Source organism: Candidatus Spyradosoma sp. SGI.093, assembly GCF_050314555.1.
In the GTDB taxonomy this organism is placed as follows: domain Bacteria; phylum Verrucomicrobiota; class Verrucomicrobiia; order Opitutales; family UBA953; genus Spyradosoma.
This window is the reverse complement of sequence record NZ_JBNPNH010000004.1, coordinates 46,397-62,874: the sequence shown is the minus strand read 5'-3', so window position 1 is coordinate 62,874 and position 16,478 is coordinate 46,397. Positions and strand designations below refer to the sequence as shown.

Annotated in this window: 11 protein-coding genes; 2 read left to right on the top strand and 9 right to left on the bottom strand. The window is 66.1% G+C overall.

The window, feature by feature from the left end; all coding sequences use genetic code 11:
- Positions 1 to 32: 32 nt before the first annotated feature.
- The 5 genes from ftsH to ACQREB_RS05510 form a co-directional block, all read right to left on the bottom strand.
- Positions 33 to 2,024: an ATP-dependent zinc metalloprotease FtsH gene (gene ftsH, locus ACQREB_RS05530; protein ID WP_427766283.1), complete on the bottom strand. Its 1,992-nt coding sequence runs from the start codon at positions 2,022 to 2,024 to the stop codon at positions 33 to 35.
- A gap of 16 nt (positions 2,025 to 2,040) precedes the next feature.
- On the bottom strand, positions 2,041 to 3,381 hold the full coding sequence (gene tilS, locus ACQREB_RS05525; protein ID WP_427766281.1) for a tRNA lysidine(34) synthetase TilS: 1,341 nt from the start codon (positions 3,379 to 3,381) through the stop codon (positions 2,041 to 2,043).
- A gap of 19 nt (positions 3,382 to 3,400) precedes the next feature.
- A complete protein-coding gene (locus ACQREB_RS05520) occupies positions 3,401 to 4,276 on the bottom strand; it encodes an alpha/beta fold hydrolase (protein ID WP_427766278.1) in 876 nt (291 codons plus the stop codon).
- Positions 4,273 to 4,683 carry a SufE family protein gene (locus ACQREB_RS05515; RefSeq protein WP_427766275.1) on the bottom strand — a complete coding sequence of 137 codons (411 nt, stop codon included), beginning with the start codon at positions 4,681 to 4,683 and terminating at the stop codon, positions 4,273 to 4,275. Before ACQREB_RS05515 ends, ACQREB_RS05520 begins: the two co-directional genes overlap by 4 nt.
- A 79-nt stretch (positions 4,684 to 4,762) precedes the next feature.
- On the bottom strand, positions 4,763 to 6,025 hold the full coding sequence (locus ACQREB_RS05510) for an O-acetylhomoserine aminocarboxypropyltransferase/cysteine synthase family protein (protein WP_427766273.1): 1,263 nt from the start codon (positions 6,023 to 6,025) through the stop codon (positions 4,763 to 4,765).
- A gap of 100 nt (positions 6,026 to 6,125) precedes the next feature.
- On the opposite strand from ACQREB_RS05510, the gene ACQREB_RS05505 reads away from it, so the two are divergent.
- Together ACQREB_RS05505 and ACQREB_RS05500 are read left to right on the top strand one after the other, a co-directional pair.
- On the top strand, positions 6,126 to 8,708 hold the full coding sequence (locus tag ACQREB_RS05505; protein WP_427766270.1) for a M16 family metallopeptidase: 2,583 nt from the start codon (positions 6,126 to 6,128) through the stop codon (positions 8,706 to 8,708).
- Between the two features lie 227 nt (positions 8,709 to 8,935).
- A complete protein-coding gene (locus ACQREB_RS05500; protein WP_427766268.1) occupies positions 8,936 to 9,904 on the top strand; it encodes an SDR family oxidoreductase in 969 nt (322 codons plus the stop codon).
- Positions 9,905 to 9,915: 11 nt separating this feature from the next.
- Here ACQREB_RS05500 and ACQREB_RS05495 read toward each other — a convergent pair whose 3' ends face one another.
- The 4 genes from ACQREB_RS05495 to wecB form a co-directional block, all read right to left on the bottom strand.
- Positions 9,916 to 12,147, bottom strand: a complete 2,232-nt coding sequence (locus tag ACQREB_RS05495; protein WP_427766265.1) for a glycoside hydrolase family 20 protein — start codon at positions 12,145 to 12,147, stop codon at positions 9,916 to 9,918.
- Positions 12,148 to 12,217: 70 nt separating this feature from the next.
- The gene (gene guaA, locus ACQREB_RS05490; protein WP_427766262.1) at positions 12,218 to 13,738 is read right to left on the bottom strand and encodes a glutamine-hydrolyzing GMP synthase; all 1,521 of its coding nucleotides are present in this window, start codon (positions 13,736 to 13,738) and stop codon (positions 12,218 to 12,220) included.
- Positions 13,739 to 14,535: 797 nt separating this feature from the next.
- A complete protein-coding gene (locus tag ACQREB_RS05485; protein WP_427766259.1) occupies positions 14,536 to 15,291 on the bottom strand; it encodes a glycosyltransferase family 32 protein in 756 nt (251 codons plus the stop codon).
- Positions 15,292 to 15,300: 9 nt separating this feature from the next.
- Positions 15,301 to 16,461, bottom strand: a complete 1,161-nt coding sequence (gene wecB, locus ACQREB_RS05480; protein ID WP_427766256.1) for a non-hydrolyzing UDP-N-acetylglucosamine 2-epimerase — start codon at positions 16,459 to 16,461, stop codon at positions 15,301 to 15,303.
- Positions 16,462 to 16,478 lie beyond the last annotated feature (17 nt).

Sequence of the window (16,478 nt, the reverse complement as noted above, 5' to 3'; positions counted from 1 at the left end):
GCCGCCGCCGCGCGTTCCCGCGGCGCGCGGGGTCAGGATTTGCGGGAGCGTTCTTCGCGGAGGGCGAGCTTTTCGTTTTCGGCTTTTTCCGCCGCCGCCTTTTCTTCGGCGGCCTTCTTTTCCGCGTCCTTCCGCTCGAAGGACTTGTAGCCGACTTCGGTGCGGATTTCGCCGAACTCGACGATCTCCTTCACGTGCACGCCGTCGAGCGTCTCGTATTCCAGCAGCGACTCGGCGATTTTCCGGTGCGCGTCCGCGTGGTCGGCGATCAGCTTTTCCGCGCGCGCGTACTGCTTCGAAACGATGCCGCGGATTTCGTCGTCGATGGCGCGCAGCGTCTCTTCGCTGACGTTCTGCGTGCGCGCGATTTCGCGGCCGAGGAAAAGATTCTGCTGGTTGTCCCCGTAAGAGACGGGGCCGAGGCGGTCGCTCATGCCCCATTCGCAGACCATGCGGCGCGCCATGCTCGTGGCGTTCTTGATGTCGCTCGACGCGCCGTTGGAGATGCTCCCCGAGAAGACTTTTTCGCCGACGCGCCCCGCCATCGCCGTGCAGATCATGTTCTCGAGCTGTGAGCGTTCGTAGCCGAGCACGTCCTTTTCGGGCATGAACATCGCCATGCCGAGCGCGCCCCCGCGCGGCACGATCGTCACTTTGTGCAGCGGCATCAGTCCGTCGTCGATGAGCACCTGGACGAGCGCGTGCCCGGCCTCGTGATAGGCGGTCTTCGCGCGGTCCTTCTGGTCCATGACGCGGCGGCGTTCCCGCCCGTAGGAAATCTTGTCGCGCGCCTCCTCGATCGAAAGCATGTCGATCTTTTCCTTGCCGGAGCGCACGGCGACGAGCGCCGCCTCGTTGAGCAGATTCGCGAGATCGGCGCCGGCGAATCCGGTCGTCGTCTTGGCGACGGCGTCGAGCTTCACCGCCTCGTCGATCTTGAATTTCTTCGCGTGCACGGCGAGGATGGCGGCGCGCCCCTTGACGTCGGGCAGATCGACGTAAACCTGGCGGTCGAAACGGCCCGGGCGCAGCAACGCGGCGTCGAGCACGTCCGGACGGTTCGTGGCGGCGATGACGATGATGCCGTCCTGCGGCTCGAAGCCGTCCATCTCGACGAGGAGCGAGTTCAGCGTCTGCTCGCGCTCGTCGTTCCCGCCGCCGAGCCCGCTTCCGCGCTGGCGCCCGACGGCGTCGATCTCGTCGATGAAGACGATGCAGGGCGAATTCTTGCGCGCCTGCTCGAAAGTGTCGCGCACGCGCGAGGCGCCGACGCCGACGAAGAGCTCGACGAAGTCCGATCCGGAAATGGAGAAGAACGGCACGTCCGCCTCGCCTGCGACCGCGCGCGCGAGCAGCGTCTTGCCGGTGCCGGGAGGCCCGACGAGCAGCACGCCCTTCGGAATGCGGCCGCCGATCGCGTTGAATTTTTTGGCGTCGCGGAGAAATTCGACGACTTCGGAGACTTCCTCCTTCGCCTCGTCGCAGCCGGCGACGTCCGCGAACGTGACCTTGGATTTTTCCTTGTCCATCAGGCGCGCGCGGGAACGCCCGAACGCCATCTGGTTCGCCTGGCTGCGCTTGATCGCGCGGAAGATGAAGAACGCGATCAGCGCGAAGAAGATCAGCGAGGGAATCGCGCTCATCATCGCCGCAGAGAAGAGCGTCTTCGCCGGCGGCTCCTTGAACGTGGGCACCTTGGCGCGCAACGCGGCGAATTCCTCGTCGGAAAGACGACCGGCGGAAGTGAACTTCTTGAGCTTTTCGCCCACCTTCAGCTCGCCCTGAATCTCGTAGTAGCGGTCGCCCGCGAGCGAGTCCTCCTTGAGCTCGACGCTCTCGACCTCGCCTTTTTCCGCGTAGTCGACGAGTTCGCGCACGGGCAGCTGCATCGCCGAGGCGCTCTCGCCCTCCGGCGTCTTCATGAGCAGAAACGCGATGACGCCGATGATCGCGATCCACATCGCGAGGATGCGGAAATCGACGCGCGATTCGTTTTTCTTCTCTTTCTTGTCCTTGTCTTCCATGAAAAATGTGAATGGTTTAAGTTAAAGAAGGCTTGCGGTAAGTCAACCGCAGAGCCGTCGTTCCCGCCGCGCGCACGCGGAAACGCTCGGCGGGAGGAAGTCCCGGAATCCATGCAATTCCCGTGCCGTCCGCGAAGACGGGCAGGGCGCTCCGTTCCGCGCGCGGGATTTTCCTGTCGGTGAAGAGGCGCGCGACGGATTTTCCCCCCGGCGCGCCGAGCGGGCGGTAGCGGTCGCCGGGCAGGCGCGCGCGCGCGAAGACCTCCGGCGCGCCCGCGAGAAAGACCGTCTCCGTCGGCGGGAACGCGCCCGCGCGGATCGCCTCGAAAAGCTCCGGCGTCACCGCGACGATTTCCTGTTCGAAGAAAAATTCCCTCGCGGCGCTTTCACCCGGTTTTTCGTCCGCGATTTCCAGGCGCTCGCCGTCCCAGACGACCGCGCGCGTTCCCGCGGAAAACTTCAGCGGCGTTCCCGCGCAGACCGCCGCGACGAGCGCGTCGAAATTCTTCGCGCCGGGCGAGATTTTTTTTTCGAGAAAAATCTTCCGGAGCTGTCGCCGCGCGATCGCGGGAAGGCGCGTTTCGCCGAGCCGCGAACGCGCCGCGAGCGCGTCGAGCGCGTCCGCGTCCTCTTCGGCGAGCGCGCGCGTCCGCGCGAAGTTCGTGAACGGCGCGGCGCCCTTCAGCGCGGGCAGGACCGCGCCGCGCACGCGGTTGCGGAAAAAATCCGGCGCGGCGTTGCTCGCGTCCTCGCGCCACGCGAGCGCGAGGCTCCGCGCCGCGCGCGCGAGTTCGTCCCTGGAGATCGTCAGCAGCGGGCGCGCGAAGACGCGTCCGTCCGCGAGCCGCGAAACGGGGCGCGGAGCGGCGAGCCCGTCCGTTCCCGCGCCGCGGCAGACGCGCATCAGCAGCGATTCCGCGACGTCGTCCGCCTGGTGCCCCTGCACGAGAAGCGTCGCGCCGCGTTCCCGCATCGCCCGCGCGAAGAAATCCAGCCGCGCCGCGCGCAGGGCGCCTTCGGAACGCGCGCGCGCCGCCGCGTCCGCCGCGAGCTTTTCGGAGACGAAGCCGACGCCGAGCTCGCGGCAGGCTTCGCCGACGAAACGCGCGTCCGCGTCCGCCTCCGCGCCGCGCTTCGCGTGGTTGAAGTGCAACGCGACGAGCCGCGCGCGCGCCTCCGGAAAATGCGCCCACGCGAGCAGCAGCGCCGCGAGCGAATCGAGCCCGCCCGAGCATGCGACCGCGACCGGCGCGCCGCCCGCCGCCTCGCGCGCGATTTCCGCGAGCGCGCGCGCTTCGAGCCGTTCCCGCGGAAACGCTTCCGCGAGCGCGGCGGCCTTTTCTCGAAGCGTCTTCATGCGGGAACGCGGCGCGCCGTCACGCCTCCAGAAAATCGGCGACGGCGGGAACGATCTCCTCGCCGGCGTCTTCGAGCAGGTAGTGCCCGGCGTCGGCGCGGTAGAGAGTCTTCGCCTCGGGGAAGCGCCGCCGCCATTCGGCGTAGAACGCGTCGTCGAAGCAGAAGTCGCGCCCGCCCCAGGCGACGAGTATGGGCTTGCCGCGGAGCTTTTCCAGCCCGGCTTCGACGTCGCGCAGCGTCGCGTAGGACGGATGACTCGGCCCGAGCGGAATGTCGCGCACGAAATTCGCCACCGCGGAGCGTTCCCGCGGCGAGCCGTAGGGCAGGAGAAAACCCGCCTTGACGGCGGCGGGCATTTTTTTCGTCACCGCCATGAACGTCGCCGGCAGCGCGAACGCGTTGAAGCGCTCGACGAGAAACGGTCCGAGCCCCGCGACCTTGCACAGCGCGATGCGCAGCGGAATGCGGCGGGAACGGAACGCCGCCGTGTTCGTGATCACGAGCTTTTCGACGCGTTCCGGCGCTCGCCCCGCGACGCCGCAGCCGATTGCGCCGCCCCAGTCGTGCACGCAGAGCGAAAATTTTTCGACGCCGAGATGCGCGAGCAGCGCCTCGACATGCGCGATGCGGTCCGCGAGGCGCAGGAATTTCCGCGGCTTGTCGGAAAGCCCCATGCCCACGTGGTCGGGCGCGACGCAGCGGAATCCGCGCGCGGCGAGCGCCTTCACGAGATCTCGCCACAGAAACGACCACGACGGGTTGCCGTGCAGCAGCACGACCGTGCCGCGCGTTCCTGCGCCCGTATCCAGAAAATGCATGCGCCCGGCGTCGGTCTCGAAGAAACGGGACGGGAACGGATAGAGCGCGGCGACTTCTTCGGGGAGCGGCTTCATCGGTGCGCGGCGGCGAAGGCGTGGATCTTCGCGACGAGCCCGGCGAGCCCGTTGCGGCGGTTCGGCGAAAGATGCTGGTCGATGCCGACGGAGGCGAGGAAGTCCGCGTCGTCGGCGAGAATTTCATCGGGCGCGGCGCCGTCGAAGTAATTGCAGATCAGCAGCGCGATTCCCTTGGCGATGACGGCGTCGGCGTCCGCGCGGAAGCGGCACGCGCCGTTTTCGAACGAGCAGATCAGCCACAGGTTCGACGTGCAGCCTTCGACGAGAAATTCGTCGCGGCGCAGCTCGTCCGGGAACGCCGGCGCGGCCTTCGCGCAGTCGATGATGTACTGGAAGCGGTCCTGCGGGTCTTCGAAGGGCTCGAGCTCCGCGAGGATTTCCGCGTGTTTTTCTTTGAGCGTCATGATGCTGAAATTTTTCGGAATGCCGCGCCGCGCGCGTTCCCGCGCGACGGAGGCGGGAGCGCGCGCGGCGCGGAAACGGTCATTTTTCCAGAGCCTGCGCGAGGTCGGCGATCACGTCGTCGGCGTTTTCGAGCCCGACGGAGATGCGGACAAGCCCCTGCGGAATGCCGGCGGCGGCGAGCTGCGCGTCCGTCAGCTGGCGGTGCGTCGAGCTCGCCGGGTGCAGCGCGCAGGTGCGGATGTCGGCGACGTGCACGCACTGCGTCGCGAGCCGGAGCGAGTCGAGGAACTTCGCCGCGCCCTCGCGCCCGCCCTTGACGACGACGCTCATCACGCCCGCGCAGCCGTTCGGCAGGTACTTTTTCGCGAGCGCGTGGTACTTGTCGCCGGACAGACCCGGATAGGAAATCGATTCGATCTTCGGATGCGCCGAAAGGAATTCGGCGACCTTCTGCGCGTTGCGGCAGTACTGCGGCATGCGCACGGCGAGCGTCTCCAGTCCGACGTTGAGCAGGAACGCGGAGTTCGCGGCGGGCGTCATGCCCAGGTCGCGCATCATCTGCACGCGCGCCTTCACGATGTACGCCGCCTTGCCGAACGCCCGAGAATAGACGATGCCGTGGTAGGATTCGTCCGGCTCCGTGAACTCGGGGAACTTGCCGTTCGTCCAGTCGAAATTGCCCGAATCGACGACGACGCCGCCGACGCAGAGCGCGTGCCCGTCCATGTATTTCGTCGTGGAGTGGACGACGACGTCCGCGCCGAACTCGATCGGGCGGCACAGGATCGGCGTCGGGAACGTGTTGTCGATGATCAGCGGCACGCCGTTCGCGTGGGCGAGCTTCGCGAGCTTTTCGATGTCGCAGACGGCGAGCGCGGGATTGGCGAGCGTTTCGCCGAAGACCGCCTTCGTGTTCGGGCGGAACGCTTTCTGGATCTCCTCGGCGGGAGCGTCGGCGTCCACGAACGTGCATTCGATGCCGAAGCGCTTCAGCGTCACCGCGAAGAGATTGACGGTCCCGCCGTAGATCGCGGCGGCGGAGACGAAGTGGTCGCCCGCCTTGAGAATCGTCGCGAGCGCGGTGAACGACGCCGCCTGGCCGGACGAGGTGCACAGCGCGCCGACGCCGCCTTCGAGCGCGGCGATCTTCTGTTCGACGGCGTCCACCGTCGGGTTGGAGAGACGGGAATAGAAATGCCCGGCGGCGGTCAGATCGAAGAGGTCGCCGATGTGTTTCGTGGAATCGTATTTGAACGTCGTGCTCTGGCAGATCGGGAGCGCGCGCGGTTCACCGTTCTTCGGCTCGTAGCCGGCGTGGAGGCATTGAGTTTCTTTTTGCATAAGCCTCTATTCTCGCGGGAACGCGCGCAGGTTTCAACGGTTTTCCCCGCGCCCGCGGCTTAGTCTCGAAACGCGGCGCGGACGGCTTTAAGCTGAGCGCATGAACTTTTTCGACTCTTTGACCGTTCCGCCCGCGCGGACGACGCTCGCGAACGGCGTCCGCGTCTTTTTCCGCAAGACGCCGCCTTCGGGCCTCGCCTCTGTGCAGGTCTGGGTGAAAAGCGGCAGCGTTCACGAAGGCGAGCTGCTCGGCGGCGGCGTCTCGCACTTCATCGAGCACATGGTCTTCAAGGGCACGGAGAAATATTCCGCCGAGGCGCTCGCGAAGACGGTCTCCGCGAAGGGCGGATTCATGAACGCCTACACGACGTTCACGCGCACGGTCTATCACGTCGATCTGCCCGCGGAGTTCGCGGAAACGGCGTTCGACGCGCTCGCGCAGATGACGCTGTTCCCGCGTTTCGACGCCGCCGACGCCGCGCTCGAAAAGGACGTGATTCTGCGCGAAATCGACATGTGCGCGGACGATCCCGACGAGCGGATTTCGGACGCGACGCGCGCGACCGTCTTCCGCGAGCACCCGCTGCGCGTGCCCGTCATCGGCAGGCGGGAAATCTTCCGCGGAATCGGCGTCGAACAGCTCCGCGCGCATTTCGAAAAACGCTACGCGCCGGGCGCGATCAGCGTCGTCGTCGCGGGCGATCTGGAGGCGGAGGCGGTCTTCGCGCTCGCGGAAAAGCATTTCGGCGTCGTTCCCGCGCGCGCCGGCTGCGCGGCCGTCGTTCCCGCGGAGCCGCCGCAGCTCGCGCCGCGCGAGACGACGCTACGCGGCGACGTGAACGTGCTCCGCGGCTGCGCGGTCTGGCGCGTTCCCGGAGCGGCGCACGAGGACGCGCCGGCGCTCCGCGCGCTCGCCGCGCTGCTCGGGCTCGGCGATTCCTCTCTGCTCTGGAACGAGCTTCACGAAAAGCGCGGGCTTGTGCACGAGCTCGAGGCGACGCGCTGGACGCCCGCGGGCGAAGGCATGTTCTGGGTCGGCTACGTCGCCGATCTCGACAAGCGCGCCGCCGTCGAAGCCGCGATCGAGGACGTCGTCGGCAGGGTCGCGCGCGACGGCGTTCCCGCGAAGCTGCTGGAAAAGACGGTGCGGCAGATGCTCGTCGGGCTGGTGACGTCGCGCCGTTCGGTGCAGTCGACGGCGGCGGCGCTCGGCTCCGAAGCGGTCGAAAGCGAACTCGGCGCGACGCGCGTCGCGTTCGAAAAAATCCGCGCGCTGACGCCGGACGACGTCCGCCGCGTCGCGGACAAATATTTTCACGAAAACGCGCGGACGCTTTCCGCCTACGAGGCGAAGCGCCCGACGGTCGCCGTTCCCGCGGAGACGCCGGGCGCGGCGGCGCCTTCGGGTTGCCCGCCGTTCGAGGACGTGCGCTTCGCGAACGGCGTGCGCGTGCTGCTGCAGCCGGTCGCGGGCTATCCGAAAGTCTCGGTCGTCGCGGAGCTGCGCGCGGGCGGCGCGTTCGAGGACGAAAGGCGCAAGGGCGCGACGTCGCTGCTCGCGGAGCTGCTTTCGCTCGACGCGGGAACGCTCTCGGCGGCGGAAGTCGCGGAAAGAATCGAGAGCGTCGGCGGCGTCTTCACGACGACGGGCTCCGCGGAATCGCTCTCGGTCATGCTCGAGACGCTGACGGAGGATTTCTCCGTCGCCCGCGACACGCTGCGCGACGCGCTGCTGGCGCCGCGCTTCTCCGAAGAAAATTTCGCGCGGGAACGCGACGCGCAGCTCGCGACGCTGCGCGCGAAGCGCGACGAGATCGAGAGCTTCGCGCGCTACGCCCTGACGGAACGTTTTTTCGGCAAGGCGTGTCCGCTCGGCACGCCCGCGCTGGGCACGGAAGACGCGCTCGCGGCGATGACGCTCGCGGACGTGCGCGCGCTTTACGGGCGCGTCGTCGCGCCGGAGAATCTGGTGCTCGCCGTCAGCGGCGAATTCGAGCGCGACGTCGTTCTGGGCGCGCTCGAGGAGGCGTTCGGCGCGGCGGCGTTCCCGTCGCGCGGCGCTTTCGTCGAGCCGGATTTCGCGCCGCCGACGCCTGTCACGGAAGCGCGCGAGGAGACGCTCGACTTCGACGGCGAGCAGACGGTCGTCCAGCTCGCGTTCCCGGACGCGGGCGAGAGCGACGAACGGCGCTTCGCGGCGCATTTGCTGGTGACGGCGCTCAACGGCATGTCGAGCCGCCTGTTCACGGAAGTCCGCGAAAAGCGCGGGCTCGCCTACTACGTCGCGGCGGCGCGGCGGACGGCGAAGGCATGCGGCATGTTCCGTCTCTACGCGGGAACGGAGGCGAAGAACGCGCGCGCCGTGCTCGACGCGATGCGCGCGGAGATCCGCCGCGTCCGCGAAGGCGGGCTGACGGACGAGGAAATCCGCGACGCGAAGATTTCGATGCGCGTCGCGGGCCGCTCGGGCATGCAGGGACCGCTTTTCCGCGCGATGGCGGCGACGACGGCGGCGCTCAACGGGCTCTCCCCGAACGCGCCGCTCGAGCACGAGGCGCGCATCGAGGCGCTGACGCGGGAAGACCTGACGCGCTTCGCGAACGAGTTCCTGCGCGACGAAGCCTCGCTCGCGCTGACGGTCGGGCGAGGGAACGTTCAGGAGTTGAAAAGTAATAGGAAGTGACAAGGTTTCGGTGACAAGTGACAAGAGCAGTGAACAGCGAACAGTGAATAATGAACAACGCCTTGCGTTCGGCTTCGCCGAAGCGGCTGCGACGCTGTTTAAACAGCGCGAAGCGCTTATCACTGCGTTATTCACTATCCATTATTAATTATCCGTTATTCAATTCACTTGTCGCCTCCCCAACTTTCCTTTCGCCTTTCCGCGGCGAAAGCCTTAGCGTTGCGCGCATGAAAGCTTTTATCACCGGCGCCGCCGGATTTCTCGGACGCGAAACCGTCTTCGCCGCGCTGCGACGCGGATTCGAAGTCACCGCGTTTCTGCACGACGCGGACGCGCCGCTCCCGCCGCAGATCCGCCGCGTGAAGACCGACCTCGAGGACACGGCGGAAATCGAATCGCTCGTCCTGCAGGAATTCCCCGACGCGATCGTCAACTGCGCCGCGGTGACGTCGCTCGCCGCCGCGAACGCCGATCCCGCGCGCGCCGAGCGGCTCAACGTCGCGCTCCCGCGCCGCCTCGCGATGCTCGCCAACCACGTTTCCGCGCGCTTCGTGCACGTTTCGACCGACATGGTCTTCGACGGCGAAAAAGGCGCCTACGAGCACACGGACATGCCGCTCCCGCGCAATCTCTACGCGCAGACGAAGCTCATGGGCGAGCGCGAAGTCCTCAAATACGGCAAGGCGAACGCGAGCGTCGTGCGCACGACGCTGCTTTCCGGCAACTCCTTTTCCGGCTCGAAAAGTCTGCACGAACGCCTCTTCGCGGACTGGGCGGCGGGCAGGACGACGCCGCTCTTCGGCGAGGAGATCCGCCAGCCGGTGAGCGCGGGCAATCTCGCCGACGTGCTCGTCGAGCTGTGCGAACGCCCGAACCTGAGCGGCGTTTACCACTGGGCGGGCGGCGAGGCGCTCTCGCGCTTCGAAATCGGCGAACGCATCGCGCGGCATTTCGGCCTTCCCGCGGAAAAGCTCGTGAAGCGCGCCTGCTACGCCGACGTTCCCGGCGCGGCGGAAACGCGCCCGCGCGATCTTTCCTTCGTGCTTCACCCGCTTGCGGGCAAGCTGAAGACGCGCGTCCAGGCGTTCGACGAACTGCTCGCGGAAATGCGCGTTCCCGCGCCCTGCGTCGCCTGGTACGAAGCGATGACGGGCCGCAAGGTCGTCCGCCGCCTCGTCAAAGGCGTGGACTTCTGATCCCCCGCGCGTCAGTCCGTCAGCTCGAATTCGCGGACGACGAGCCATTCGTTCTGCGGAGCCGTGACGCGGAGGCGCAGAGCCTTGACGCGCGTTCCCGCGGGGAGCGCGGCTTCGGCGACGCCGTCGGAAAATTCCGCGACGCGGCGCCAGGCGTTCCCGTCCTCGGAAATCTCGAGGACGCCGTGCTGCAGGCGGTCGCCGCCGCCGCCGTTTTCCTCCTTGCCCGTGACGCAGCGCACGCGGCGGGCGCGGCGCGGTTTTTCGAAGACGGCGCAGACGGAATCTCCCGCGAGCGCGGCGCGGTCGGACCAGTAGATCGTGGCGCGGGACCCGTCGGCGGCGCGTTCGGGGAAGTGGATTTCCGTCGTGCCGAGCGTCGAGCTCACGGCGGCCTTGGGCAGATTCAGAAAGCGTTCCGCCTCGCGACCGAGCGCGCCGTCGGGCAGCACGGCGCGCGCGCGGACGCGCACGGCTTCGCCGCGGTCGGGGATCTTCACGAAATAGTCGGGCGCTTCGGCGCGGGGAGAGTCGGGCGTCGGCGCGCTCCCGTCGAGCGTGTAGGCGACGGGAGCGTCCTTGCGGTCGGGGGAGAAGACGACGCCGCCGGGCGCGGCGCGGACGAGCACGCCGACGGGCTCGCGCGCGGCGAAGTCTGCGGCTTTCCAGCGGGCGAACTGCGCGTCGAGGCGTTCCCGGAAATCGTCGAAGTCGAGGCGTTCCCGCGGCGTCCACGCGATTTCCGCGAGCGCGGCGATACGCGGCGCGAGCATGTATTCGGCGCGGCGTTCGTTCGGCACGTATTCGGTCCACAGCACGCCTTCGGCGCCGAGCACGCGCCCGCGGCTCTCCTCGGGAACGCCCGCGGCGGGATCGAAGGAATAGACGCGTTCGAGCGGCACGAATCCGCCGATGGAGCGCGGCTCGCCCGTGCGCGCCTGCGAGTAGTCGAAGTAGCAGAACGCCGTCGGCGTCATCACGACGTCGTGCCCGAGCGCGGCGGCGCGGGCGCCGAAGGAGACGCCGCGCCAGCACGTCACGACGGCGGATTCCGGGAGCGCGCCGCCTTCGAGAATCTCGTCCCAGCCGACGAGCCGGCGGCCGTTCTCCGCGAGCGTTCCCGCGACGCGGCGCAGCGCGAAGCTCTGCAGCGCGGCGCCGTTCTTCAGCCCGGCTTCGCGGATTTTCGCGCGGCATTTCGGGCATTTCCGCCAGCGCTTCGTCGGGCATTCGTCGCCGCCGACGTGGACGAACTTTCCGGGAAAGAGCGCGAAGATCTCTTCGAGAACGCCGTCGAAAAATGAATACGTCGCTTCGTTCCCGAGGCAGAAGACGTCGTCGAAGACGCCGCCGGACGTCGCGACCGCGTAGGGCCCGCCCGTGCAGCCGAGGCGCGGGAACGCGGCGAGCGCGGCGAGCGCGTGTCCGGGGAATTCGATTTCGGGAACGATCTCGACGCCGAGAGAGTCGGCGAAGCGGACGATTTCGCGGATTTCCTCCTGCGTGTAGAAGCCGCCGTAGCGGCCGTCGGCGTCGAGCTTTCCCGTTTCTTCGGGCTTCATGCCGAACGCGCCGGGCGCGCGCCGGGCGCCGACGCGCGCGAGCTCGGGAAATTTTCGGATTTCGACGCGCCAGCCCTGGTCGTCCGTCAGGTGCCAGTGAAGCACGTTGATCTTCAGCTCCGCGAGCGCGACGAGCAGTTTTTTTATCCATTCCGGCGACTGAAAATGGCGCGCGGAATCGAGCATGACGCCGCGCCACGGGAAGCGCGGAAAATCCGCGACGGCGCAGGCGGGAAAAACCGCGGGAACGCTTTCCCCCGCGCGCGGCGGGAGCAGCTGGCGCAGCGTCGCGAGCGCGCGCAGAAAGCCGGCTTCGGCGAGCGCGGCGACGACGATTTTCTCGCGGGAGATTTCGAGCGCGTAGCCTTCGGGATTGCCGCGGACGCGCGCGGGATCGGCGAGTTTTTCGAAGACGACGCGGTTCGCGGGCGCGGCGCCGGCGGGCGCAGGAACGAAGTTTTCGCGGAAGCGCGCGGCGGCGCGTTCGGCGGCGGCGTTCCCGCGTTCGGCGACGATTTCCGTGCCGGACGAGAGCGTGAACGGCGCTTCCGTTTCGCGGATTTCGAAGGAGACGGGCAGGGGAATCGGCGCGGGCGTTCCCGCGTCCGCGCCCGGCGCCCCGCAGAGCGCGAGGAGAAACGAAACGGCCGCGGAAACGTGAAGAAATTTCGAAATCGTCATCGCTTCCGCAGCCTTTTCCGTCCCGCGACCTCTTTAAACTTTAAGCCTTAAACTTTAAGCTCTTCGCGCCTCACTCCCATTCGATGGAGGCGGGCGGCTTGGTGGAGATGTCGTAGAGCACGCGGTTGATGCCCTTGACTTCGTTCAGAATGCGGTTGGAGACTTCGCGCAGGAGCGGGATCGGCAGCTCGACCCAGTCGGCGGTCATCGCGTCTTCGGAGACGATGGCGCGGAGATTCGTCGCGAACTCGTAAGAGCGCTCGTCGCCCTTGACGCCGACGGTCTTTACGGGAATGAGGCCCGCGTAAGCCTGCCAGCACTTGTCGTACCAGCCGTATTTGCGCAGTGTGGAAATGAAGATCGCGTCGCAGTCGCGGATGATGTCGAGGCGCTCCTTGGAGACGGCGCCCGGGCAGCGCACCGCGAGCCCCGGCCCCGGGAACGGGTGCCGCCACAGAATGTCGTGCGGAATGCCCATCGAGGCGCCGAGCTCGCGCACTTCGTCCTTGAAGAGCTCCGCGAGCGGTTCGAGCACCTTGCCCTGCTTCTGCAGCTCGAGCACGCGCTCGACGCGGTTGTGGTGCGTCTTGATGACGGACGCCTTGGACTTCGCGTTCGACGCGCTCTCGATGACGTCGGGATAGAGCGTGCCCTGCGCGAGCATTTCCGCGTTCCCGACGGCGTCCCAGAACACGTCGATGAAGAGCCCGCCGATGATGCGGCGCTTCTTTTCGGGATCGGGCTCGCCGGCGAGCGCGTCGAGGAAGCGCCGCGACGCGTCCACGGTCTCGATTTCGACGCCCATGCGGGCGAAATTCGCGCGCACTTCGTCCGCCTCGTTTTTGCGGAGCAGGCCGTTGTCCACGAAAATCGCGCGCATGTTCACGCCCGCCTCGTGCAGCAGCACGGCGAGCACGGTCGAATCCACGCCGCCGCTCACGCCGCAGACGACCTGGCGCGAGCCGACGCGCTCGCGGATTTCCGCGATGAGCTGCTTCTTGAAATCGCCGATGTCGAAGCGCGCGAGGTCCTTCGCCTGCGCGAGGAAATTCTTCAGAATCGTGCGCCCCTCGTGCGAGTGCGTGACTTCCGGGTGAAACTGAATGCCCCACATGGCGTCCGCCCAGCGCAGGCTGACGGGAACGCCCTCGGCGTTCTTCGCGATGACGGTGCAGCCGTCCGCGAGATGATCGACCGTGTCCGAGTGGCTCATCCACACCTGCGAGCCGCTCGTCACGCCCGCGTAGAGCGCGTCCGCCGGCTCGGCGGGAACGAGCGCCGCGGGACCGTATTCGCGCTTGTTCGAGGCGCGGACGGTGCCGCCGTGCTTGATGTTGAGCAGCTGCATGCCGTAGCACACGCCGAGCACGGGAACGCCGAAGCTCTTCAGCCACGCGAAGTCGATGTCGGGCGCGTCCGCGTCCGTCGTGCTCTTCGGCCCGCCGGAAAGAATGATCGCGCCGGGATTCTCGATCTGCGCGAGATCTTCGAGCGCGTAGAGTTTCGCCATGAAGCCCAGCTCGCGGACGCGCCGGACGATGAGCTGCGTGTATTGGGAACCGAAATCGATGACGGCAGTGATTTTAGACATGGGCGCAGAGCTTAGCCGTTCCGCCGCCCGTTTTCAAACCGCAAAACGCGCGGACGCCGCGCAACCCCAAGCTGCGTTCCGCCGCATGGGGTTATTCTTGTTCCGCATTTCATGCGGATCCGTCGCGCAAGCCGACGGAAGACAGGCGAAAGAGCACTATTCGCGGAAACGCTTTGGGGAAGCGACATTCCTGTCGCTTTGCAGAATTCTTAAAAAGAAAATTTCCTTAAAAAAAACTTCAACAAGCGACAGGAATGTCGCTTCCCCAAAAGGCTGCGGGGCTCGCAGATTGCGGATTCGGCACGGGAACGCCCCGGAGGGGCGGAACAAACATAACCCCATGCGCGCCGCGAAGCGCGCGCTTGGGGAAAGTCCGGCGCATCGACCGCGCCTGAAAGGCGCAACCGCCCGGAGCATCCGAGGTCGCGCGGCGAGCCGTCCCCGCAATAGAAGTTGCGCCTTTCAGGCGCGTGTTCCTTTTGTGCCGCAGCCCCAAGCGGCGCCCGCCGCATGGGGTTATTCTTGTTCCGCATTTCATGCGGATCCGTCGCGCAAGCCGACGGAAGACAGCGCGAAAGTGCCCTATCCGCGGGAACGCTTTTGGAGAAGCGGATCCCGACGGCTCCGCGAAAATTCCGCGAGCGCAAATTTTTGCCGCGGATGAGCGCAGATGCTTTCGCGGGAACGCTTCCCCGCGAAACTACTTCCCGGCGAGGACGGCGGCGAGGTCGCGCCAGTGCGCGTCGAAGGCGGAGGGATCGTAGCGCTTTGAAATCGGAGTGCGGAACCGCAGAAAATCAGAGTCTTCGTATTAAGGCGTCCCAGTTCTTTTTGGGATTTCGGAAGAACAGAAACATCAGCGAAACCGCGTACGCCGCGCGTGCTCCGAAGCGCCGCTTCGTCCAATAATAAATCCGTTCCCGACGCGAATGCCAAGACGCAGCAAAATGGTGAATCGTGTACGTATTCGCCGTCAGACGAATTTCTCCCGTCTCCCACGACTTCGGGCAGAAGAAATCTTTCGGAAACATCGTGACCATTCCTTGGAAATCCTGCTTCGTATTGTCGAAGCGAAAACCTCCTCCCCGCATCATGTTCGTGATAATCATGACGTTCGTCGTCATGTCCATGCGTCCGTCCTGCAAAATGAAATGGCGTCCCTCGTAATATCCGAGCAGATCCTTTACCCATATGCCATTTTTTTCGCTCGCCATGATGCCTGTCGGCACCGATGATTCCGTCTCGAATCCCGAAAACGCGGGAAGCGACAAAAATTCGTCCAGCGGCTTCAGCACCTCCACGTCCGTGTCCATGTAAATTCCGCCTTCTTTGACCAACGCCCAAAGCCGGACGTAATCCGTCACGAACGCGAACTTCCGCGCTTCGTAAGCCTCTTTCACGAACGGATGAGAATTCACGTCGAATGAATCTTCGTTCCAAAGGCGCAGTTCGTAATCCGGGCAGAATTTCTTCCACGAAGCGATGCATTTTTTCGCCAGCGTCGGCATTTCGCCGCGTCCGAACCAGCAGTAATGAATGATTTTAGGAATCATAAAAAGTTTTCAGAAGGTTTCGAGGATTCTTCGGCAGGCGTTGCCGTCGCCGTAGGGATTCTGCGCTTCGGACATCGACGCGTAGTGCGCCGCATCGTCCAGCAGGCGCGAGACTTCCGCGACGATTTTTTCGCGGCTCGTGCCGACGAGCTTCACCGTTCCCGCCGCGAGCGCTTCGGGGCGTTCCGTCGTGTCGCGCATCACCAGCACCGGTTTGCCCAGCCCGGGCGCTTCCTCCTGAATGCCGCCGCTGTCCGTCAGCACGATCGAGGAAAGCTCCATCAGCCGAACGAACGGCAGGTATTCCTGCGGCTCGGCGAAGAACATGTTCGCGGGAACGTCCGCGCCGAAGACTTCTCGGATCGGCTTGCGCACGTTCGGGTTCAGGTGCATCGGATAGACGAAATCGACGCCCGGATATTTCAGATTCAGGTCTCGGATGCCCGTGCACATGCGGATGAAGCCTTCGCCGAAGTTTTCCCGGCGGTGGCCCGTGATGAGCACCATGCGGCGCGTTCCCGCGCTCCACGCGTCGAGCCGTTCCCGCGGAATGCCCGCCGCGCATAGCGTCGCGGCGACGCGTTCCCGCAGCGCGGCATCCTCGCCGAGCTTGGCGACGACGGAGCGGAGCGCGTCGATCACGGTGTTGCCCGTCACGAAAATGCGCTCGGCGGGAACGTTCTCCTTGATCAGATTTTCGCGGGAAAGGGGCGTCGGCGCGAAATGTCGCGTCGCGATGCGCCCCGTGATCTGGCGGTTCATTTCCTCGGGCCAGGGGCTGTAGACGTCGTGCGTGCGCAGACCCGCCTCGACGTGCGCCACGGGAACGCGCGCGTAAAACGCGGCGAGCGCGGCGGCGGCGGAAGTCGTGGTGTCTCCGTGGACGAAGACGAAGTCGGGCTTCGCTTCGGCGAGCACGTCGCGCATGCCCGTGAGCACGCGCGCGGTGACGTCGTAGAGATCCTGCCCGGCCTTCATGATGTTGAGGTCGTAGTCGGGAACGATCTCGAAGAGATGCAGCACCTGGTCGAGCATCTCGCGGTGCTGCCCCGTCACGCAGACGAGCGTTTCGAATTTCTCGGGAACGGCGCGGAACGCCTTCACCAACGGCGCCATCTTGATGGCCTCCGGGCGCGTCCCGAACACGAGCATGATACGTTTTAGGTTCATGCAGCGCTCCTTTCCTC

Excerpts from the sequence above, each read along its gene's own strand:
- wecB (WP_427766256.1), bottom strand. The coding sequence starts at position 16,461 with ATGAACCTAAAACGTATCATGCTCGTGTTCGGGACGCGCCCGGAGGCC.
- tilS (WP_427766281.1), bottom strand. The coding sequence starts at position 3,381 with ATGAAGACGCTTCGAGAAAAGGCCGCCGCGCTCGCGGAAGCGTTTCCG.
- ACQREB_RS05505 (WP_427766270.1), top strand. The coding sequence starts at position 6,126 with ATGAACTTTTTCGACTCTTTGACCGTTCCGCCCGCGCGGACGACGCTC.
- ACQREB_RS05520 (WP_427766278.1), bottom strand. The coding sequence starts at position 4,276 with ATGAAGCCGCTCCCCGAAGAAGTCGCCGCGCTCTATCCGTTCCCGTCC.
- ACQREB_RS05500 (WP_427766268.1), top strand. The coding sequence starts at position 8,936 with ATGAAAGCTTTTATCACCGGCGCCGCCGGATTTCTCGGACGCGAAACC.
- ACQREB_RS05510 (WP_427766273.1), bottom strand. The coding sequence starts at position 6,025 with ATGCAAAAAGAAACTCAATGCCTCCACGCCGGCTACGAGCCGAAGAAC.
- ACQREB_RS05515 (WP_427766275.1), bottom strand. The coding sequence starts at position 4,683 with ATGACGCTCAAAGAAAAACACGCGGAAATCCTCGCGGAGCTCGAGCCC.
- ftsH (WP_427766283.1), bottom strand. The coding sequence starts at position 2,024 with ATGGAAGACAAGGACAAGAAAGAGAAGAAAAACGAATCGCGCGTCGAT.
- ACQREB_RS05485 (WP_427766259.1), bottom strand. The coding sequence starts at position 15,291 with ATGATTCCTAAAATCATTCATTACTGCTGGTTCGGACGCGGCGAAATG.
- guaA (WP_427766262.1), bottom strand. The coding sequence starts at position 13,738 with ATGTCTAAAATCACTGCCGTCATCGATTTCGGTTCCCAATACACGCAG.
- ACQREB_RS05495 (WP_427766265.1), bottom strand. The coding sequence starts at position 12,147 with ATGACGATTTCGAAATTTCTTCACGTTTCCGCGGCCGTTTCGTTTCTC.